This window comes from Eisenbergiella tayi (genome assembly GCF_001881565.1).
Lineage (GTDB): Bacteria > Bacillota > Clostridia > Lachnospirales > Lachnospiraceae > Eisenbergiella > Eisenbergiella tayi.
The window spans coordinates 766,409-787,498 of sequence record NZ_MPDJ01000004.1 but is presented as its reverse complement, the minus strand read 5'-3'; the positions used below and the strand labels follow the sequence as shown (position 1 = coordinate 787,498).

Below are 21,090 nucleotides of genomic sequence, written 5' to 3'. Positions count from 1 at the left end.
CAAAAAGGAGGAGACAGTCCCATAGAGAATTCCGGCTTAAAAAAAGCCCGGATTCTATGGGATTGTCTCCTTACTGGCTGTCAGAGGTTAAAAATTGGTATTAACCGACAGCCCCTTATTTATTCCCTGTAAAGCAATTTGTATAAGGTATTCCTCAGACAGTGACTTATTTGCCGCGGAACGGAAACACGAAAACAGAATAAAGATAGTGGGATTAGAGCAAATATAAGCTTTTATATAATAAAGTGGAAAGTGTTGTCGAAATACTACAAGAATTGTATCTATTTTGTTATATGATTTCTATTGAGATAGATACGGCATCCCGTATTTTCCCGTTGGGCTGACCTCTTAAGTTTGGTATAATATAATTATAAATAAGAAGGCGTTTTTTTAGATACAGGGTATGAAATAAATTAACTGTTTTCATAAGAAGGGTTGGTAATAATTATGAAAAAAATACATAAAAAGACAATCTGCAGCCTGATTATTTGTTTTTTAGGAAGTATCATATTTTGCGCATGCGAAAAGACAAAGGAAATAAAGCATAACAAAAGTCCTATGCTGTTTGGTGCTCAAAAATCTGAGACAGAAGAATTATTAGGAATAAAGCTTGAGGATAAAAAATACAAAGAAGAGGAAATGGGAGGCTGTGAATTTCATGTGTATACTGTTGAAGGTTATACACTCTATGGTTACAAAGCAACAGCAGATTTGTATTTTTGGCAGCAGGAAATTGCTGACGGACAGCAATTAGGATTATCTGTTTTGCAAATTTCTTTTGCGGATTTGATTGATTTAGACGTATTGGAGGCCTGTTTGGCAGAGAATTATGAACCTGCGCATAAATCAAAAAGCAGTACGGAAATAGCCTGGCAGGGCCAGGCATATACTGAACTTGAGCAAGCCGGCAAATTAGAAAAGGTATTTACTGATCTAATGGGGAGTAAACCATTAGTGCCATTATGGATTTTACAAATTCGTCAGACAAAGAGAGAATATACGGAATTAACCTTGATTTGCCCCGCAGCAGCAGTTTATCGCCATATAGATTCTTTTGAAGATTAACAGACCTGAAAAGGCCATTGCCAATCTGAGCAGTCAGATATTGGTAATGGCCTTTTGTATGGTGCGCCCGGCGGCGCACGTTTCTAACCGGTGCAAGTCCGGAATCCGCCCGGTGGTGGGAAGGATATAGCCGAAAGCAAGGGTGTCCATCGTGAGGTGGAATCTGAAGGAAGCTGGATGTTGGGAACATACTAACCAACGGGCAAATCTCTGGTCTGACGAACAGAAATCACATGAGGCCATGCATGAGGGCAAGACTGCCATACAAGTTGAAGCCCAATAACCACACGGAATCATGCATGGTAGATGTGGCAGATGGATGGAGAGAAAGAAACGTGTGGTACCCGGGGAGGTCTGTGCGGAATGTCCTGAAAGGGATAACCATTATCGTGAGATAGTGCTGAACGTACAGAAGTCAGCCGAGGTCGTAGTAGTCAAATGGAACGGGTTCCATTCGAGATGAAGGACCGAATCAACAGGAGTCTTCAGTACAACCGGGAAAGGGGGAAAGAACATTGGGTACAGAAAACAAAGATAGCTGCTCACAGAGAGACAGCGCGGAACGTGAAGGGTATGTGAGAGCGCACCGTTCTTTCCGTCGGATATGGAAGGAAAGGGACAGTGCACAGCCGGAACTCTTGGAGAAGATACTGGACAAGGACAACCTGAACAGAGCTTTTAAGAGGGTAAAGGCAAATAAGGGAGCGCCGGGAATCGACGGAATGACCGTAGAGGAGGCCGGTAACTACCTAAGGGAAAATCAAAAGGAACTGATAGAGAGAATCAAAAGGGGAAAATACAGCCCCGACCCAGTAAGACGAGTAGAGATTCCCAAGCCAGAGGGAGGAGTGCGAAAGCTTGGCATTCCAACAATAAAAGACCGCATATTTCAGCAAGCTATAGGGCAGCAGCTAATGCCAATATATGAGCCGCTGTTCTCGAAGAATAGCTATGGGTACCGTCCGGGAAGAAGCGCAAAGGATGCCGTTTTAAAGGTAAAAGAGTATGCAGAACAGGGATACACGCATGCAGTAGCATTGGACTTGTCAAAATACTTTGATACTCTGAATCATGAACTGCTTTTAAATATCCTGCGCAGGGAAGTAAAGGATGAAAGGGTTATCCAATGGATAAAGAGATACCTGAAGAGCGGTGTCATGGAAAACGGTGTAGTCATGGAGACAGAGGAGGGTTCGCCGCAGGGAGGAAATATATCACCGTTGCTGGCGAATGTTTATCTGAATGAGTTCGACCAGGAGTATGAGAAACGGGGAGTGGCTTTTGTACGCTATGCGGATGATATCGTATTGTTAGCCAAAAGTGAGAGAGCCGCAAAGAGACTACTGGAAACAAGCACGAAGTATCTGGAAGGGACGCTGAAACTGAAAGTGAACCAGAAGAAAAGCCGTGTAGTAAGTGTATATGCAATCCGAAATTTTAAGTTCCTTGGCTTCACATTGGGAAAGAACGGAAAGGGCATCTATGTCCGAGTTCATGGGAAGTCATGGAAGAAAATGAAGTCAAAACTGAAAGAACTTAGTTCCCGAAGGTCTGTTCAGAGCATACGTCCTTCGTTGGAAAAGATAAAGGTGTATATGCGAGGCTGGCTGAACTATTATGGAATTGCAGATATGAAAAAGCGAATAGAGGAACTCAACAAATGGCTATATCACAGAATCCGCATGTGTATATGGAAACAATGGAAGAAACCGAAAACGAAGGTGAAGAATCTGCTGAAAATGGGAGTACCGGAAGAATTGGCATATCAAGCAGGGAACAGCCGAAGAGGTTATTGGTTTACGACACATACGGTAGCAGTGAATCTGGCAATGACAAAAGAAAGACTGATAAACAGTGGTTTCTATGATTTAGCCACAGCCTATCAGTCTGTGCACGTCAACTGTTGAAACCGCCGTGTACCGAACGGTACGCACGGTGGTGTGAGAGGACGGGAGTTAATCACTCCCTCCTACTCGATCATTTTTGCTGAGTGCGGCAGCAGTCTGCATCCCGATAATATTGAAAATACAGCCTACCCGGATATCCGGGTATAAGGGATGGTAATATCAATAATAGTCCCTTCTCCGGGCATGCTTTCTATACAAAAGCCAACCCCTTTCCCATAATGGCTCAGCAGCCGCTGGTGGATATTCCGGAGGCCTATGGAATGATGTTTGTACTCCGGACTCCGGGAAGCCGAAGAAGCAGTGCGTGGCAGCGTTCCTTCTGACAGTTCCTTTCTGATATCCGCCAGAATATTTTCAGGAATGCCGCAGCCGTTGTCTGCGACCAGCAGATGAAGGCCTGAGTCGTCCAGATTGCAGCTGATGCTGATATAACAGTTGCTTTCCATACAGGAAAAGCCGTGTTCAATACTGTTTTCAACGAGAGGCTGCAGGATAAAGGCAGGGATCTGCAGATTCATAAATTCGCCGGGAATATTACAGTCGAATATAAATTTTCCCGGAAAACGAATATTCTGTATGGTCAGATATCTGTTCACCTGCTGCAGTTCTTCCTCCAAATGTGCGATTGGGAATTTTTCCAGGTTATAACGGAGCAGATCCGACATGCAGACGGCGATTTTCTCAATTTCGGGGATATTATGGATATCAGCGAGCGACTTTATAACATTCAGGGTATTGTAGAGGAAATGATGATTGATCTGAAACTGAAGCATCTGATTCCTCATTTTCTGTTCGTCGAGCTGAATCTGATAGTTTTGCTGAAGGCTGCTCACAAGGCGCTGATTGAGCTGGTTAAAGCTGGAGACCAGTTTGCGCAGTTCTTTGTTGGAACCGCAGACCGACAGATCGATGGTTCCTTTACCCTGGTCCGGAACGGGTACTGCTTTGGACGCATTTAGTTTCGGGGAGCTTAGTTCCATAGAATTTAGTTCCATGGAGTTTAATTCCATAGAATCGATTTCCATACATAAACGGGAAATGGAATTGGTCAGCTTACCCGAAATCAGGACAGCGAGTATCAGCCCCAGGATAAGGCTGAGTATAAAAATACCGGAATGGCTGAAGAAATTTTTCCGGTAAACCTGAGTAAGAAGCTGATTATCTGCAAACTGCAGCAAATACCACTTGGTTGTCTGGTTAATGCATCCATTTATTAAGTACGTTGTATTTCCCAGAGTGATTTTTCTGGTGACAATGGAACCATCGGAGGGAAGGCTCCGGGTAAAGTCGGTAAGCGTATGTAAAAGTTCTGTGTTTTCTGCCGAAGCGGAATAAAGGCCTTCATCGGTCGAAAACGTCAGCTGGTTCATCGTATTATAGATCATCAGTGTATTTTCCGAGGTATGGGCGGACAGCAGTATTTTTTCAACAGGTTTGAAATCGAATTCGGCATAACAGACTCCGATTTCCTTAAAATCGTAACCGTCATAAAGTATTTTAATCATGGGAAGGACGCTTTTGGAAGAGCTTGCATAGGAAGAACGCTGCAGAGGGGCGTAATAGGTATGATTAGGGGACTCGGCGGCAAGCGTATGCGTTTGGTTTATGGTTTCCATAATCTGCTTCTGCTGGCTGGCATTGATGATATTGTAATCAAAAACATAGTCGTAACGGTTTTCAAATACACAGGTGACAAGATTGCTGTTTAGCCGGTTCGTCTGTTTGAAAAGGTAGCGGAACATGGTGGAATCCTGGGCATAGGACAGATAGTCGGACTGATAATTAGTGACCATCGCCCTTCTTATATCATCGCTCAGAAGCGGCATATCCGCGATCTTGGCAGCATCCTCCAAAAGCATATCAAGAGTGAGGCTGGCCTGGGATAATATAGTAATCATGGAATTACTGTACTCCGCAGCGATCTCAGAGGCATTTTTTGTCGCGGCAGAAATGCTGAGCAAGGTGGTGGGAATGATTATGAGCAGTAATGAGTACAGGAATATCTGAACCCGGTAGGATAAGTTCGCCGTATAATGGTGCATAAATTAGTTTCTCCCTTCTGCTGATTTGTTTTACAAGTATAGCATATCCTGGTTATCCAAAATATAAGATCCCTTCAAACATTTCCTGATTCCCTCGGTAAATTTCCATATTTATCCTAAGATAAATTCTATTTTTTTGTCTGTTATTTTCTTATAATCAAAACAGTTTCAGAAAAGGAGGAGACACAAAGATATGAATAAAGCGGAAAGAGTCATTGCGGTAATGAAAGGTGAAAAAGTGGATTATGTCCCGGCGGGTTTCTGGTTTCATTACAAACCGGAATATACCGTGGAAGAGATGGTTGATGCACATATGAAGCTTTATCGCGAAACAGGGATGGATATCATTAAAATCATGCAGGATTATATGTATCCGATCGTCGGGGAGATAAGAAATAAAGAAGACTGGTATGAGGTAAGCGTTAAGGATACTTCATCGGAGGAATTCTGCAAGCTTGCGGCCGTGATTAAGGGAATCAGAAAACAGGCAGGAGATGATGTCCTTTTGTTCCAGACCATGTTCGGCCCGTTTAAAGCGGCATCCATTGCTTTTGGAGATGAAGTTCTCATGCGTTACAGTAAGGAAGCGCCGGAGGCCGTGGAAGCGGGAATTAAGAGAATTGCGGACGGCCTGCAGAAATGGGCGGAAGGATTTCTGGACGCGGGAGCGGACGGAATCTATTATTCGGCACAGTTCGGTGAAGAAGGCAGATTCTCCAAAGACGAGTGGGAACGGCTGGTAAAGCCTTTTGATCTTCAGATCCTTCAGGTGGCGCAGGAAAGAGAAAACAAGTATAACATTCTCCATATCTGCGGAGAACCGGAATATGAATTCCGTACGCATCCAGAATGGTTTGCGGATTATCCGGGAGATTTGGTGAACTGGTCGGTAAAGGACAATCATTTAAGCTTGACGGACGGAAAAGCCATATTCAACGCAAAGTTACTGGGCGGCATGGATAACAAAGGAAACATCCTGAGAGGGCCGGCGGAAAATATCAGGAAAGAGGTTGAGGGGATCCTGGATGAATTCGGGACAACAGGGATTATGATTGGGGCGGACTGCACGATTCAGGGAAAGGATATCCGTCTTGATTATATAAAAGAGGCCGTGGATACGGCGCACAATTATTTAACAAGGGAGGAACAGAAATGAGAAGAAAATGGGCATTGGTATTATGCGCCGCATTGACGGCAATGAGTTTAGCCGGCTGCGGCGGCAAGACCGGAGAGACGAACGCTCCTGCGGCGGAATCATCAGCAGGAAAAACAGAAAGTACTCCAGAAGGAACCCAGGAAGCGCAGGCTCCATCGGGAGATGTAATGACAATTGAATTCTTCCAGCAGAAGGGTGAAGAGGGACCGCAGAAGGGATATCAGGCAATCATTGATAAATTCAATGCAGCCAATCCGGATATCAGGATCGAAATGAATACGGTTCCGGATGCGGGGACTGTTTTGACTTCCCGGATTTCGTCCGGTGATATTCCCGTCATTTTTTCCGATTATCCCACACAGCAGCAGTTCAGGCAGAAGGTGGCAAATGGATATGTACAGGATTTATCAGGACAGGACTTCCTGAAAAATGTAAATGAATCTTCCCTGGAAATGACAAAACAGGAAGACGGCGGTTATTACGCGCTGCCATACAGCCGTAACTATATGGGCGTCTTTTATAACATGGATATTTTCGAAGAGAATAACCTGGAAATTCCGGAGACATGGGATGATTTTGTTAAGCTGTGCGATACCGTGAAGGCGGCAGGGATTACACCCGTCGGTTTATTCGGAAAGGATCCGGGAAGAGTGGGACATACCTTCCAGTGTACAACCGTGGCATGGGCGCCAAACGGTGTGGAGACAATCGGAAAGGCGGCGCAGGGAGAAGCGAAGCTGGAAGGAGATCCTGAATTTGTGAGTGCCTTTGATAAAATGTCGGTTCTGCTTTCTTACGCGAATGAAGATGCTCTCGCCCTGTCTGACACAGCCTGCTGGGAAAAGTTTGTAAACGGCGAATATGCCATGTGTGTTACCGGCTCCTATGCGAGAGGGACATTACAGGCCAGCAATCCGGATATCAGATTAGGGGTATTTCCTCTTCCGAATGACACGAAGGAAACCACCCATGTTTTATCGGGAATCGATGCGGCAATCTGTATATCCGCAAAGGCAAGTGATGAAGAGAAAGCGGCAGCTTATAAATTCCTTGCGTTTCTGGCGGAGCCGGAAAACGCCCAGCTGTTCTGCAACAGTGACGGCGCTCCTTCCTGTATCAACGGTGTGGAAAATGACGATGAAGGGATTTCGCCCATGACCGATATGATCAATGCCGGTCAGACTCATGACTGGATGGCTTCTACTATCAACAATAATGTTATTACGGACTTGTATAATGTGGTTCAGGGCTTCTGGGCTGACAAAGATGTGGACGCCGTTCTTAAAAATATGGACGCTTCCATAGCCGTTACATCAGCAGAATAGCAGAGGGACTCAATATGGCGGAGGTCTTCACAGCTTCCGCCATTTTTAAAATTTCCGGAAAGGGCTGAGTAAGTAAAAAATGTATAAAAAGAAGAAATCATCCGGATTATCCGGAAAATATATTTATTTCGGATTCACAATTATTCCGGTTCTGCTGTATTCGTTTTTCTATGTGGTTTCGGTGATAAATGGCGTTCGATACAGCTTTACGGACTGGGACGGAATGTCACAGGAGTTCCATTTTGTAGGATTTAAGAATTATGCGTCTCTGCTGAGAAATCCGAATTTCTGGAATTCCATGAAAACGACGGTATGCTACAGCATCCTGCTTGTGACAGGGGTTATCCTCACGTCGCTTGCGCTGGCCATTTCGCTGAATTCCCTGAAGCGCTTCAAAACCTTTACGAAATCTATTTTTTTCATTCCGGCTATGATCGGCGGAGTGACCATCGCTCTTATCTGGGATCAGCTTTATTACAGAGTGGTTCCTGTTATCGGGCAGCTGCTCGGAATCAAATGGATGTCGCAGAGCCTTCTGATGACGGGGAAAACGGCTTTGCCGGCGGTGGTTTTCGTACAGATCTGGCAGGCGGTTGCGCTGCCTACCGTGATTTTTATTGCCGGACTTCAGCAGATACCGGAGGAACAGTTCGAATCCGCCAAAATAGACGGGGCGACGGCTTTTCAGCGGTTCCGTTACATAACGATGCCGTTTCTGCTGCCTACGGTTACGGTTAATCTGGTGCTTACGATCAAACAGGGCTTCACTTCCTTTGATTTCCCGTTTGCGCTTACGGGAGGAGGACCGGTACGTTCCACCGAGGTAATTGGAATTTTGATTTATAATGATGCTTTTAAGAACCTGAGATTTTCAGTAGCTAATGCAGAGGCATGCTTACTGTTTCTTGTTGTGGCTGTTTTTTCACTGACACAGCTGAAGCTTACCAGCAGAGGAGGTGGGGACTGATGGGAAAGATAAAAGAAGCCCTGGGATGGAAAATATTACGTGATATCCTGCTGGCATGCGGACTTGTATTGATTTTATTCCCTTTATACCTTGTACTTATTAATTCCTTTAAGACACTGGACGAAGCGGGAAAGAATTTCTTTGCCCTTCCCTCCGGACTCAATTTCGGAAATTTCAAGGAGTTATTTACCAACAGCAATTACTGGATATTCCTGAAGAATTCCTTCAAAATATCCGTTGTATCGGTACTGCTGATACTGACTTTTGTCCCTTCCGTTTCCTTTTCAATTGCCAGGAATTTTGAGAAGAGATATTATAAATCCATATATTATTACCTCCTGATGGGATTATTCATCCCGTCACAGGTGATTATGCTTCCGGTAACCAAAATGATGACAAAGCTGAATATGCTGAATCATACGGGCTTAATTATTCTGTATTCGGCATTCAGCCTGACACAGGGGGTATTCCTTTTTGTAAATTATATCAGAGGGCTTCCCTATGAAATCGAAGAGTCTGCATATATTGACGGCTGCAGTGTTTTTCAGACTTATGTCAAAATTGTGCTGCCGCTGGTAAAGCCGATGATAGCCACACTTTTGATTATGGATGCGCTGTGGATATGGAATGACTTCATGCTTCCGCTGATGATTCTGAACCGTTCACAGAATATATGGACGCTTCCCCTGTTTCAATATAATTTCAAGACGGAGTATTCTTTTAACTATACGATGGCGTTCACGGCATACCTGCTGTCCATGCTGCCCATGCTTATTATTTATTGCCTGGGACAGAAGTATATTATCAAAGGACTGACGGCGGGCAGTGTGAAGGGCTGATTATTCTAAAAGGGGGATTTCGGTTGATTACAATACTGGTGGTTGAAGATGAGAAGTATGCTCTGGATTCGCTGCTCAAACAAATCCGGGAATATGATAAGCAGGAAAGCTTCCGGGTTCTGCAGGCGTCAAACGGAAAAGAGGCGTACCAATTATATATACAGTATTCGCCGGAATTGGTGATGACCGACATCCGCATGCCCAGAATGGACGGGCTGGAGCTGCTGAAAGCGATACGTGAGAAAGATGAGAATACACAGGTGGTAATCCTCAGCGCATATTCGGATTTTGAATATGCACGGGAGGCTTTGACATACGGCGCGTCCGATTATCTATTGAAGCCAATCAATGCGGTGAATCTGGGAAGCTGCCTTGATAAGTTTCTGAAACGCAAGGTGACGGAGAAAAAAGAAGCGCTGATGACCGGGCGGGATATGGTGACACAATATATTGCTGACTGCATCAGAAGAGAAGATTTTTCCAATTTTGTGGAAGAAAGAATGTTTAAGAAGATATTCCGCGAATATCAGATATCGGTTATCTATTTTGCGGGGGAATGCCGGCCTGATAAGGGCAGATTTCTGACGGAAATAGAAAAGCTGTACGGAGGGGAGTTCTGGATGGAATTCCGGTTCCTGGAGACGGAAAATGATCTGTGGACGCTGGTTGTCAATCTGTGTCATGAAAACAGTTTTTTTCACCGAAGGATACTCCGGCTCCTGCAGGAGGAAGGCTATGACGTATATATCGGAGTGAGCGCTCTGCATACGGATGCCAAAGAGGTACATCAGGCATATGACGAGGCTTTAAAGACCTGCAAATATAAGGTATACGGCAAAGAAAGACTGCTGCTTTCCGCTCAGCCTGCAGAAGAAGGGGAATACAAATACTATCTTCCCAAAAAAGAAGAGGATCTGCTGAAAGAGGCTTTGAAATGCAGGAATACAAGAAAAACGGAAATGGTCATTGAGAATGTTTTTGCAGATATCAAAAAAACCGGAAGTATCAGCATGGAATGCCTGGAACTGCTTCTGTCGCAGTTTCTGGTCATATACAGGCAGACGCTCGGGGAAGGCGGAGTGAATAAGGAGGGGATGACCAAAGGCCGGACCTCAGTTCTTCAGTTTGACAGTATTGAGGATATGCGGGACTTCCTGATCCGCATCGGCAGGAATATATGCACGATGCTGGATGCACCGGAGAACGGGAAGCATAAGGACATCGTGGAGACAATGGCGGAATATGCGCAGCAGCATTTTGACCAGGAAGTAACGGTGAAGGAACTGGCGGAGAAGGTTTTGTTTATGAACCAGGATTATCTGAGCCATTTGTTTGTGGAAAAAAAAGGAATCAGCTATTCCTGCTATCTCAGACAGATCAGGATGCAGAATGCGGGGAAGCTTTTGGAAAACAGAAAGCTGTCCATTACGGAAGTGGCGTCAATGTCCGGTTACAACGATACCTCCCAGTTTATAAGAGTATTTAAAAAGGATTATGGAATGACCCCGAAAAAATACCGGGATTCCATGAAGTGGGAAAACAGCCCCGGAGAACAGCAAAGCACAACGGAGTGTGAAGGAGGGGGATGCGCGTGAAAAATACCCTGGATGAGTGGATTGCACTGCATGAACAGGAGTTTATTCAAGATATAACGGCTCTGGTTGAAATACCCAGCGTATCGGTCAAAGGCGGCAGTACGCCGTGCGGAGAGGAATGCTTTCGGGCATTGGAGAAAATGCTGGAGCTGGGAAAGAATTATGGATTGGAAACAGAAATGATCGGCGGCCGCTGCGGACGGATCAGTCTGGGGGAAGCGGAAAGAGAAATTGGGATCTGGAACCATCTGGATATTGTGCCCGCGGGAGAGGGCTGGACATATCCGCCCTTTGCCTGTCAAAGACAGGGCGATTTCCTGATCGGACGCGGCACGCAGGATAACAAGGGACCGGCTGTCGCAGTCTTATATGCACTCCGTTATCTGAAGGAGCAGGGGATGCCGGCAAAAGTACGGTTCAGCCAGATACTCGGCTGCGAAGAGGAATGCGGAATGGAGGATGCCGGCTGGTATGTAACACAGCGCAGAGCTCCGGACTGGTCCTTTGTGGCAGACTGCGGCTTCCCGGTATGCTGCGGGGAGAAGGGCATCTGCCGGATTGCCCTCAGAACGGAAAAAATAATGGAGAGAATAAAGGACATATCCGGAGGAACGGCAGTGAACAGTGTGCCTGCCCATGCGGCGGCAGTGCTGGAGCATGACGGTGAGCTTGTATCTATAGAAGCGGAAGGAATCAGCGGACATGCAGCCTTTCCGGAAGGGACGGAAAATGCCGTTAAGTTATTGGCAGAACAGCTGATGACATATCCTTTGGGAGAGAAAGAATATAAAATGGCGGAGTTCCTGGGAAAAATATGTACGGACGGATATGGCATCGGGCTGGGGATAGCCTGTGAAGACTCGCTGTCCGGCAGACTTACCTGTAACTGCGGCCTGATCCGCAGCCGGGAAGGGGCGGTAATTCTCCAGCTGGATATTCGGTATCCGGTAACATTTTCCGGCGCTCAGATTATAGAAAAAGTCCGTACGGCAGCAGTAGAAGGAGGCTTCAGGATAACAGAAACAGAGGATGATCCCCCTTTTTATCTGGAACCCGGCCTTTCTTTTATTCAGATTTTAATGGAAGCATATCAGGAAGAGACAAAAGAGCGGAAGCTTCCATACGTAATGGGCGGTGGAACCTATGCCAGGAGGATTCCCCATGCGGTTGCATTTGGCCCGGGAATGAGTGCAGATATGCGGGAACTGAAGCTCCCGGCAGGACATGGCGGGTGCCACAGCGCCGATGAAGCACAGTCGATTGCAAATTTGCAGAAAGCGATACGTATCTATGTTCAGGCAATTGAAAAATTGAATTTATGGATGACAGGAGAGACAAATAAATGAAAAAAATAAATATCGGTAACGGAAAAATAGAAGCGCCGGAAATCGGTCTGGGATGTATGAGGATTACGGGGCTGGATAATGAGAAGGAAATCAGGGCCCTGATCGATACGGCCATGGAAGAGGGCATCTATTTCTTTGACCATGCGGATATTTATGCGGGCGGTCAGGCCGAAGCCGCATTCGGCGAAGCCATAACCCCGTCTTTACGGGAGAAGATGATACTTCAGACCAAATGTGCCATACATCCGGGTACCTGCTATGATTTTTCCAAAGAACATATCCTCCGGTCGGCGGATGAAAGCCTGAAAAGGCTTAAAACGGATTATATTGATATCCTGCTCCTTCACAGGCCGGATACGCTGATGGAACCGGAAGAGGTGGCAGAAGCATTCGAAACTTTGGAGAAAGCGGGGAAAGTGAAATACTTCGGCGTGAGCAACCAGAATTCCATGCAGATGGAACTGCTGAACCAATACTGCGGCGGCCGTATCCTGATTGACCAGCTCCAGCTGAGTATCGCCCACTGTGATATCATGGATTCCGGAATCAATGTGAATATTCATAACGAAGCCGGCGCCAACAGGGATGGAAGCGTTCTGGAGTATTGCCGGTTAAAGGGTATCACCATACAGGCATGGTCGCCTTTCCAGTATGGGATGTTTGAGGGTGTGTTTATAGGAAGTGAGAAATACCCTGAACTGAACCGCGTCATGGAACGTATGGCAGAGAAATATAATGTGACTCCCAATGCCATAGCGATTGCCTGGATACTGAGACATCCGGCGCATATTCAGGCTATTGTGGGAACGACAAACAGACAGCGGCTTAAAGACATCTGTAAAGCGTCGGATGTCTGTCTGACAAGGGAAGAGTGGTATGAATTATATCTGGCTGCAGGAAAACTCCTTCCGTAGACAGGGAAGACAATCAGCAGATAAAAAGGAAGACAGGGAAGACGGAATGAATGATACGATTTATGGGAATTATCTGGAAATCCTGCGGGAAGAGCTTGTTCCGGCTTTGGGATGCACAGAACCAATAGCCCTTGCCTTTGCGGCGGCAAAAGCGAGAGAAGTGCTGGGCGAATTTCCGGAACAAATGGCGATCCATTGCAGCGGGAATATTATTAAAAATGTAAAAAGCGTAACAGTCCCTAATTCCGGGGGAATGCATGGCATAGAAGCGGCGGCCCTGCTTGGGCTGGTCGGAGGCGATGCAGGCAGGGAACTGGAGGTACTGGAAAAGGTAACAGATGAGGATATCGCAAAAGCAAAGGAACTCCTTGAAAAGGGATTCTGTACCTGCTTTTTGGAGGAAGGGGTGGAAAAGCTTTATATCCGGGTGAACCTGACCGGACATACACATGAAGCGGAAGTGGTTATTGCCGATAAGCATACAAGGATCGTCCATATAGAAAAGGATAAAAAGGTTCTGTTCCATCTGGATACGGAGGAAAAAGAACAGGGCGTACATGCGGATAAGAGTCTCTTGAATATCAGGGATATTCTGGATTTTGCACAGCAGGTGAAGCTGGAGGATATCCGGTATATTATCGGGAGGCAGATAGAGATGAATACGGCCATATCAGAAGAAGGACTCAAAAATCATTACGGCGCCGAGGTCGGGAGAACGCTGCTGAAGAATTACGGGAATGACGTAAAGGTCAGGGCCCGCGCCAGGGCGGCCGCCGGATCCGATGCCAGAATGAATGGCTGTTCCCTGCCCGTTGTCATCAATTCAGGAAGCGGGAACCAGGGAATGACCTGTTCTCTTCCGGTAATAGAATTTGCAAAGGAATGGAAAATTCCCGAAGAAAAAATGTACCGCGCCCTTGTGGTCAGCAATCTGACAGCCATTCATCAGAAAAAATATATAGGCAGCCTGTCCGCCTATTGCGGGGCGGTGAGCGCCGCCTGCGGGGCCGGAGCGGCTATCACCTATCTATACGGAGGCGGCTACGAAGAAATATCACGCACTATAGTCAATACAATCGCTAATATAGGCGGTATGATCTGCGACGGCGCCAAATCCTCCTGCGCCGCTAAAATCGCCTCTGCGGTGGACGCGGCCATCATGGCCCATTTTCTGGAAAATGAGGATCACGGATTCCTGCCCGGAGAAGGCCTGGTACAGCCTGATGTGGAAGGAACAATACGCAGTCTGGGCTATGTGGGCAGAGAAGGCATGAAGGAAACGGATGTGACAATATTGAATATCATGATCGATCAGACTAAAATACCGTAACCGGAAAATTTGGCTTTCTTTCTATTTTTTGAGGAATAAGGAAATACATAACTGGAAATGATGAAAGGGCAACTGTCATTGCGGCAGTTGCTTTTTCAGCGAATTACAAATGGAAAAAACCGGAATTTGTTTATAATTTATTTATAAAAAAACACTGAAATTAAGAAAATGGAAGAAAACGAGAGATAAAAAGAGATATTATGAGTAAAAAACAAATTTAGTCTTGTGAAGGGCGTTGCATAAAACAACCCAAAAACATAATATATGTATAGTGTTTAGCACTCAATAAAGATGAGTGCTAACAACAAAAAATACCGGTGTAAGAAAGAATTCATTAAGGAGGCATTTTTATGAAATTAGTACCTTTAGGTGACAGAATCGTTTTAAAACAGTTAGAAGCGGAAGAGACTACAAAATCCGGAATCGTTCTTCCCGGACAGAACAAGGAGAAACCCCAGCAGGCAGAAGTTATTGCAGTAGGCCCTGGCGGAATGGTTGACGGCAAAGAAATTAAAATGGAAGTAAAGGCCGGAGATAAGGTTATTTATTCCAAATATGCCGGAACAGAAGTAAAACTGGATGATGATCAGGAGTTCATCATTGTTAAGCAGTCTGATATCCTTGCAGTAATCGAATAAGAAAAAGAAAACTAAACTTATAATCAGGAGGCGTTTAAATCATGGCAAAAGAAATTAAATACGGAGCAGAGGCCCGTGCGGCTCTGGAATCCGGAGTAGATCAGTTAGCAGATACCGTCAGAGTAACCCTTGGACCGAAAGGAAGAAACGTAGTACTTGACAAATCCTACGGCGCACCCCTTATCACCAACGACGGTGTAACCATTGCAAAGGAAATCGAACTGGAAGATCCCTTTGAAAATATGGGTGCACAGCTGGTTAAGGAAGTTGCTACCAAGACAAACGATGTAGCAGGTGACGGTACCACAACTGCAACCGTACTGGCTCAGGCAATGGTTAATGAAGGTATGAAGAACCTGGCAGCAGGCGCTAACCCCATTATCCTGAGAAAAGGTATGAAGAAAGCTACCGAATGTGCAGTAGAAGCTATCGCAAAGATGAGCTCCAAGATCAACGGCAAGGAGCATATTGCAAGAGTTGCTTCTATTTCTGCAGGTGATGATGAAGTGGGAACCATGGTTGCAGATGCTATGGAAAAGGTTTCCGGAGATGGTGTTATTACCATTGAAGAAAGCAAGACCATGATGACAGAACTGGATCTGGTAGAAGGTATGCAGTTCGACAGAGGATATGTTTCCGCTTATATGTGCACAGACATGGACAAAATGGAAGCAAACCTGGAGAACCCCTATATCCTCATTACAGATAAGAAAATCTCCAATATTCAGGAGATCCTTCCTCTTCTGGAGCAGGTTGTACAGAGCGGCGCCAAGCTGTTAATCATTGCAGAGGATGTTGAGGGCGAAGCTCTTACCACTCTGATTGTAAATAAACTGCGCGGAACCTTCAATGTTGTAGCTGTTAAGGCACCCGGCTACGGCGACAGAAGAAAAGAAATGCTGCAGGATATCGCAATCCTTACTGGCGGCAAGGTAATCAGCGAAGAACTGGGCCTTGACCTGAAAGAAACACAGCTCAGCGATCTGGGACGTGCAAAATCCGTTAAGGTACAGAAAGAAAATACAGTTATCGTTGACGGCGAAGGCAGCAAGGATGAAATCCAGGCAAGAATCGGCCAGATCAAGAAGCAGATCGAAGAAACAACCTCTGATTTCGATAGAGAGAAGCTTCAGGAAAGACTTGCCAAGCTGGCAGGCGGCGTAGCAGTTATCCGTGTAGGCGCTGCAACTGAAACCGAAATGAAGGAAGCTAAGCTTCGTATGGAAGATGCCCTGGCTGCTACAAGAGCTGCTGTGGAAGAAGGTATTATCGCAGGCGGCGGTTCCGCTTACATCCATGCTTGCAAGGATGTTGCCAAACTGGCTGAAGATATGGACGGAGACGAGAAGACCGGTGCAAGAATCGTTCTGAAGGCTCTGGAAGCACCTCTGTTCCACATCGCTGCAAATGCAGGACTGGAAGGCAGCGTAATCATTAACAAGGTAAAAGAAATGGAAGTAGGCATGGGCTTCGATGCTCTGAAAGAAGAGTATGTGAACATGGTAGATGCAGGAATCCTGGATCCCGCCAAGGTTACAAGAAGCGCACTGCAGAATGCAACAAGCGTTGCTTCCACATTGCTGACAACAGAATCTGTTGTTGCTGATATCAAGGAAGATCTTCCCGCAGCACCTGCCGGAGCAGGCGGAATGGGAATGATGTAATCAGTACCATATAATGAAAGAATGAACTGTATTGACTGCGGCCGAAATAAAACGGCCGCAGTTTTTATGTGTAGCCGAAAGTTAAGACCCCAAAGCGGTATTTGCCCGGCAATAGATAAAAGACAGTATTGTGGATAAACCCTTTGTGCAGCTGCCGGAGGCTCATGGATATAATTTGGACTTACTGTGTAAAGCGGGATGATTAGAACTCACGCCATATTAGAAATATCTTTACTGTGAAAGAATTAGGTGATAAAGTGAATTATTGCATAATTTACAATACCAGTCAGCAAGGCGCTATGTTAGGTACATGCCGGAATAATTAAGCATAGCCTGGAAAGGAAATATATTATGGCAGAGAGAATAAACAACATAACCCCATGGCCTGAGAACAATATGAAAAATTACCAATGGTTGTATGACTGCCTGCAAAAACAGCCCTCTACAGAAAAAGAATTCCAACCTGCATGGCAAGCATACAAATATCTGCTTTGCGGCAAGATGTATGCCTATATCGGCATAGATGACAGAAACGGACGACCTATTGTCACTTTGAAACTGGACCCCGTCTTCAGTGATATGCTGCGCAGCAAATATGAGGACATCGTGCCAGGCTACTACATGAACAAGCTGCATTGGAGCACAATATATCTTGATGGTACTGTGCCGCAAGAAGTACTTACTGATATTGTGCATGCTTCTTATAAATTGGTACGTTCATCGTTAAGCAAAAAGGCGCAGCAGGAAATACAGGAAAAATAGAGACTTCTTTTAACAGCTGCATTGAAACGACAAATTTAAGGTTTGGGAGAAGAAAATGAAAATTCTGCTATTGTGCTTAAAAGCTTTTGAAACTATGGAATTCAGCCCGTTTATTGATATCATGGGCTGGGCACATGATGATTTCAATTGTGATATTCACGTTGATATATGCGGATTTAATCCCAAAATTCTGAGTACCTTTGGGGTAACTATAACAGCGGATATCTTAATAGATAATGTGGATGTGAATAATTATGATGCTTTGGCCATACCCGGAGGGTTTGAAGAATATGGTTTTTATACAGAAGCATATCATGATAAAACACTTAATTTAATCCGCTCTTTCTACTCGCAGCATAAACCTATAGCATCTGTATGTGTTGCTGCCTTTCCTTTAGCCAAAAGCGGGATTTTAAATAAGAAAAAAGCGACTACTTATCATCTGCGCGGCGGATATAAAAGAAAAGAATTAGAAAAATTTGGTGTGATACTTGGAGATGAGTGGCTTGCCATGGATGATAATATAATAACTTCTTCATGTCCACGGACAGCACCTGATGTTGCATTTCGATTATTAGAATTACTTACATCAACAGAAAAAGCTGCAGAAGTAAAAAAAGCAATGGGATATCAGTAACCCTCATAGTTAATATAGAAGTATGAAAAAGCTTAAGGCTTCTGCAGCAGATGCAGAAACCTTAAAAATAATCAGCCCTATAATTCCCTTTCCCATTTTCCTTTGCCAGATACATTGCCTTGTCCGCCGCCCGATAATAATCGAAATAGGAAGGGGCATACTCTTTATTGACGGCAACCCCTATACTGACACTGACAGGAATACAGTCTTCACTTAATTCATTCGTACGGCAGAGAATTTCCGTGCATATCCGCCGCACCAGCTTTTCATCATCCGTATTATAAGCGAAAAGCCCGAATTCATCGCCGCCGATACGGAATACCGTATCGGTTTTGCGGCATACACAACGGAGTATATCCGCAAAATGATGCAGAATTTCATCTCCCCGGTAATGACCATATGTATCATTTATCAACTTAAAATTATCAATATCAAACACGAACATTGCATTATGCGTGGAAGGACTCTGCTGCATAAGCTTATTCTGAATCAGCTGCCTTCCGGCTGCGGCATTATAAATACCGGTATGACAATCCATATTGGCTAAATGCTGAAGCTTCAGCCTCTGCTGCACTTCATAATCAATATCCTGAAAAAAACCTATCGCCTGCAGCTGACCGGATTCAGAATCCACAAAAGAAGTGAAAACCACACGATACCAATTATAATCACGACTGATACCAGACCGTGCAAGAAGCTCGGCGGTTAGAGTACAATCCTGAATTTCAAGCGAATGAAACAAATGAGAAAGGGAAGGCAGATAATCAGGATGCAGCACTCCCGCATCCACAAGCCCCCGCGCCCCATCAGCTACAATCTCCGGAAGCCCGAACCGTTTTGCACATTCCGGTTCCGCAAATAACCTATGCGTCTCTGTATCATATTCCCAAATCATATCCGCAAAATTCCGGAGCAGAATCCCCAGCTTTTGTGAATTCAAATCCCATTTTTCCTTCATTTGTTATATCCCATCGGCTTTCTGTCAATATCTTAAAATAATGGTATCATCCATTCCCATGTCCCGCAATCTGGCAGAGAACGTAATATTTTGACAAAACAAGACAAGAACCCAACTTTTATGTTAGAATAATAAAGCCCGTACCATAATTTACTGAAATACATTTCCTAAAAAATGTTCTGTCCATAAGAAGAAAGAGAGGAAATATGAAAAAAATGACCTACGTATTTATAGCCTTAGGAGTCATCTGCCTCCTATACTGCGCCGGAATCCTCATATCCGGAGTATACGGCTCCTGGTTTTTCCTCATCTGGGGAATAACAGGAACCGCCTTCCTCGCGCTAGCATGGCTCTACCAGAAAAACATCTGGCTCAGACTCCCCGGAATCATACAAAAACTCATGATCGCCGCCATCCTGATAGGAGCATTCCTATTCCTGTTTATAGAAGCATTGATAATCAGCAAATTTACCAGCAAAGGAATTCCCGACCTCGACTACCTGATAGTACTGGGCGCCCAAATGAGAGAGACCGGCCCAAGCAAAGCCCTTGCCTTACGCCTGGACACCGCAGCCGCCTACCTGACAGAAAATCCAGACACACTCGTAGTAGTCTCCGGAGGAAAAGGCAGCAACGAACCAATAAGCGAGGCCCAGGGAATGTACGAATACCTGCTTACAAAAGGCATCTCCCCCGACCGCATCCTCCTGGAAGACCGCTCCACCAACACCAAAGAGAACCTGCAATTCTCCCGCCCCCTAATCCCAAAGGATGCCACCGTAGGAATTGTAACCAACAACTTTCACGTATACCGCAGCACCCGCCTGGCCGCCCAACAAGGCTACCCCCAGGCCTACGGCCTCTCAGCCCCCTCAGACACAGCCATGCAAGCCAACAACATGTTCCGGGAATTCTTCGGAGTAGTTAAAGATCTCCTATACGGAAACATGACCCTACGCTAGAGACAATATCTTTTTAACCTGAATTCTGCCTATACCCCCAGAACATTACCGTTCCCCACTGTTCGGTGCTCCGTGTCTTCCCTGCTGCGGTGTGCCCGGCCTGTCCTGTATCCCCTGCACGGGCCTTCTAAAAACGCCGGTCCTTAGGCTGTGTCCTTTACAGCCTTAGTACCGCTGCGTTTTTAGCAGAGTGAAAGCGAGTGCAAGCACTCACTCGCATGCCCACGCAGGGGATACAGGACAGGCCGGGCACACCGCAGCAGGGAAGACACGGAGTCCACCGAACAGTGGGGAACGGTAATGTTCGCACTCCCCCCGGACGCATATTTTGCTCGGTTGACTTATGGAGGGAGAAATAATATAATAAAATATAGTTTTTTAGGGAAAAATGACCAGAAGGAGAAGTGCCATGAAGAAACTGGAAGAGTATGTGAGATGTATACCGGATTTCCCGGAGGAAGGAGTTATGTTCAGGGACGTAACCAGTGTCCTGCAGGATGCGGACGGCCTGCATCTCGCCATAGATACCATGCAGGAGCTGATAGATGATTTGGAATTTGATGTGGTGATCGGGCCTGAATCCAGAGGATTCATTTTCGGTACCCCCATTGCTTATAATAACCATAAATCCTTTGTTTTAATCCGGAAAAAGGGAAAACTCCCCTGTGAAACGGCTTCTATGGAATACGATTTGGAGTATGGCACAGCCGTGATCGAGATCCACAAGGATGCCATCCGCCCCGGTCAGAAAATTTTGATCGTGGATGACCTCATTGCCACTGGCGGAACCACGGAGGCTATGATACGCCTGGTGGAACAGCTGGGAGGCGAAGTGGTGGGAGTCGTGGTATTAATGGAGCTTGCAGGCCTTAAAGGACGTGAAAAGCTGGCAGGATACCGTTTGGAATCTGCCATTTGTTTTGAAGGGAAATAGGTGAACAGAGTCGGAAGCCAATAACAGGAAAATAAAAAAACAGCGCCGG

The 21,090-nt window shown here is 45.5% G+C and carries 19 protein-coding genes; 17 read left to right on the top strand and 2 right to left on the bottom strand.

Annotated elements, in window-relative coordinates:
• Positions 1–447 precede the first annotated feature (447 nt).
• The 3 genes from BLA28_RS18110 (at position 448) to ltrA (ending at position 2,972) form a co-directional block, all read left to right on the top strand.
• The gene (locus BLA28_RS18110; RefSeq protein ID WP_069158400.1) at positions 448–1,065 is read left to right on the top strand and encodes a hypothetical protein; all 618 of its coding nucleotides are present in this window, start codon (positions 448–450) and stop codon (positions 1,063–1,065) included.
• 319 nt (positions 1,066–1,384) lie between these two features.
• Entirely contained in the window at positions 1,385–1,528 is a 144-nt protein-coding gene (locus BLA28_RS33835) for a hypothetical protein (RefSeq protein WP_156156542.1), read from the top strand.
• A 52-nt stretch (positions 1,529–1,580) separates the two neighbouring features.
• Positions 1,581–2,972 (top strand): group II intron reverse transcriptase/maturase, encoded by a 1,392-nt coding sequence (gene ltrA / locus BLA28_RS18100; protein WP_069158399.1) that lies wholly within the window; start codon positions 1,581–1,583, stop codon positions 2,970–2,972.
• A gap of 125 nt (positions 2,973–3,097) precedes the next feature.
• Here the strand turns inward: ltrA and BLA28_RS18095 are convergent, their stop codons facing one another.
• Positions 3,098–5,014, bottom strand: a complete 1,917-nt coding sequence (locus tag BLA28_RS18095; RefSeq protein ID WP_069158398.1) for a sensor histidine kinase — start codon at positions 5,012–5,014, stop codon at positions 3,098–3,100.
• 193 nt (positions 5,015–5,207) lie between these two features.
• On the opposite strand from BLA28_RS18095, the gene BLA28_RS18090 reads away from it, so the two are divergent.
• The 12 genes from BLA28_RS18090 to BLA28_RS18035 all read left to right on the top strand — a co-directional run bounded on the left by BLA28_RS18090 (position 5,208) and on the right by BLA28_RS18035 (position 18,187).
• Positions 5,208–6,170, top strand: a complete 963-nt coding sequence (locus tag BLA28_RS18090; protein ID WP_069158397.1) for a uroporphyrinogen decarboxylase family protein — start codon at positions 5,208–5,210, stop codon at positions 6,168–6,170.
• Entirely contained in the window at positions 6,167–7,495 is a 1,329-nt protein-coding gene (locus tag BLA28_RS18085) for an ABC transporter substrate-binding protein (protein ID WP_069158396.1), read from the top strand. Before BLA28_RS18090 ends, BLA28_RS18085 begins: the two co-directional genes overlap by 4 nt.
• Positions 7,496–7,574: 79 nt before the next feature.
• A complete protein-coding gene (locus BLA28_RS18080) occupies positions 7,575–8,462 on the top strand; it encodes a carbohydrate ABC transporter permease (RefSeq protein ID WP_069158395.1) in 888 nt (295 codons plus the stop codon).
• On the top strand, positions 8,462–9,301 hold the full coding sequence (locus BLA28_RS18075) for a carbohydrate ABC transporter permease (RefSeq protein ID WP_069158394.1): 840 nt from the start codon (positions 8,462–8,464) through the stop codon (positions 9,299–9,301). Before BLA28_RS18080 ends, BLA28_RS18075 begins: the two co-directional genes overlap by 1 nt.
• 23 nt (positions 9,302–9,324) lie before the next feature.
• Entirely contained in the window at positions 9,325–10,896 is a 1,572-nt protein-coding gene (locus BLA28_RS18070; RefSeq protein WP_069158393.1) for a response regulator transcription factor, read from the top strand.
• Positions 10,887–12,242 (top strand): M20/M25/M40 family metallo-hydrolase, encoded by a 1,356-nt coding sequence (locus BLA28_RS18065; protein WP_069158392.1) that lies wholly within the window; start codon positions 10,887–10,889, stop codon positions 12,240–12,242. The genes BLA28_RS18070 and BLA28_RS18065 overlap by 10 nt, the downstream gene beginning before the upstream one ends.
• Positions 12,239–13,156 carry an aldo/keto reductase gene (locus BLA28_RS18060; protein ID WP_069158391.1) on the top strand — a complete coding sequence of 306 codons (918 nt, stop codon included), beginning with the start codon at positions 12,239–12,241 and terminating at the stop codon, positions 13,154–13,156. The genes BLA28_RS18065 and BLA28_RS18060 overlap by 4 nt, the downstream gene beginning before the upstream one ends.
• Positions 13,157–13,202: 46 nt before the next feature.
• Positions 13,203–14,486 (top strand): L-cysteine desulfidase family protein, encoded by a 1,284-nt coding sequence (locus BLA28_RS18055; protein WP_069158659.1) that lies wholly within the window; start codon positions 13,203–13,205, stop codon positions 14,484–14,486.
• Between the two features lie 350 nt (positions 14,487–14,836).
• The gene (locus tag BLA28_RS18050; RefSeq protein WP_009250072.1) at positions 14,837–15,124 is read left to right on the top strand and encodes a co-chaperone GroES; all 288 of its coding nucleotides are present in this window, start codon (positions 14,837–14,839) and stop codon (positions 15,122–15,124) included.
• A 41-nt stretch (positions 15,125–15,165) separates the two neighbouring features.
• A complete protein-coding gene (gene groL, locus BLA28_RS18045; protein WP_069158390.1) occupies positions 15,166–16,788 on the top strand; it encodes a chaperonin GroEL in 1,623 nt (540 codons plus the stop codon).
• Between the two features lie 351 nt (positions 16,789–17,139).
• Entirely contained in the window at positions 17,140–17,550 is a 411-nt protein-coding gene (locus BLA28_RS18040) for an MmcQ/YjbR family DNA-binding protein (RefSeq protein WP_069158389.1), read from the top strand.
• 55 nt (positions 17,551–17,605) lie between these two features.
• On the top strand, positions 17,606–18,187 hold the full coding sequence (locus BLA28_RS18035) for a DJ-1/PfpI family protein (protein ID WP_069158388.1): 582 nt from the start codon (positions 17,606–17,608) through the stop codon (positions 18,185–18,187).
• A gap of 61 nt (positions 18,188–18,248) precedes the next feature.
• On the opposite strand, the gene BLA28_RS18030 is transcribed toward BLA28_RS18035, so the two are convergent.
• Positions 18,249–19,145 (bottom strand): GGDEF domain-containing protein, encoded by an 897-nt coding sequence (locus tag BLA28_RS18030; protein ID WP_069158387.1) that lies wholly within the window; start codon positions 19,143–19,145, stop codon positions 18,249–18,251.
• A 206-nt stretch (positions 19,146–19,351) separates the two neighbouring features.
• Between BLA28_RS18030 and BLA28_RS18025 the strand changes: the two genes are divergently transcribed.
• The gene (locus BLA28_RS18025; RefSeq protein ID WP_069158386.1) at positions 19,352–20,107 is read left to right on the top strand and encodes a YdcF family protein; all 756 of its coding nucleotides are present in this window, start codon (positions 19,352–19,354) and stop codon (positions 20,105–20,107) included.
• Positions 20,108–20,516: 409 nt separating this feature from the next.
• The gene (locus tag BLA28_RS18020) at positions 20,517–21,041 is read left to right on the top strand and encodes an adenine phosphoribosyltransferase (RefSeq protein ID WP_069158385.1); all 525 of its coding nucleotides are present in this window, start codon (positions 20,517–20,519) and stop codon (positions 21,039–21,041) included.
• Positions 21,042–21,090: the final 49 nt, after the last annotated feature.